Genomic DNA, 569 nt, shown 5'->3' on the forward strand with positions numbered 1-569 from the left:
ATGATGAAAGTGAACAACCAGCAGTCATATCAGGAAGTAAAACTTTTTTAGAAGGGTTCATTAATTTTGCTGTTTCAGCCATAAAGTGAACTCCACATAAAACAATAATACTAGCTGAAGTTTTTGCAGCTTCCACAGCTAACGCTAAAGAGTCAGCCGAAATATCTGCTACACCATGATAAATCTCAGGTGTTTGATAGTTATGAGCTAAAATAACTGCATTCTTCTCTTTTTTAAGCTTATTAATTTTTTCAATGAGTGGAGCGTGTATTTTCCACTCTATTTCGGGTACAGATTTGGAAATTTTTTTATAAATTTCCGCTGAAGACTTACTAAACTGTTGTTGTACAGACATACTAATTCTAGTCTACCAACTTGAAGTAAATTTGTCATTCATTTATTGTCGCATATATTATTAGCGGTCGTGCTGAAATTGGTAGACAGGCACGCTTGAGGGGCGTGTGGGTTTCCCGTGAGAGTTCGAGTCTCTCCGACCGCACCAAAAAAATAATTTAATTAGACTTTTCTAACAATATGTAATTATTTTTGGAGTAAATAGTTTTGTAATT

1 protein-coding gene and 1 tRNA gene are annotated in these 569 nt (G+C 34.6%); one reads left to right on the forward strand and one right to left on the reverse strand.

What is annotated here, in order from left to right; genetic code table 11:
* The coding region (gene nadA / locus AC1QQ2_RS14950) for a quinolinate synthase NadA (protein WP_479713741.1) at nucleotides 1-355 on the reverse strand (355 nt) is incomplete at its 3' end.
* A 63-nt stretch (nucleotides 356-418) separates the two neighbouring features.
* Between nadA and AC1QQ2_RS14955 the strand changes: the two genes are divergently transcribed.
* A tRNA-Leu gene (locus AC1QQ2_RS14955) sits at nucleotides 419-502 on the forward strand.
* Nucleotides 503-569: the final 67 nt, after the last annotated feature.

Origin of the sequence: Aestuarium sp. (assembly GCF_023253315.1) — a bacterium.
Lineage (GTDB): Bacteria > Pseudomonadota > Alphaproteobacteria > Rhodobacterales > Rhodobacteraceae > Marivivens > Marivivens donghaensis.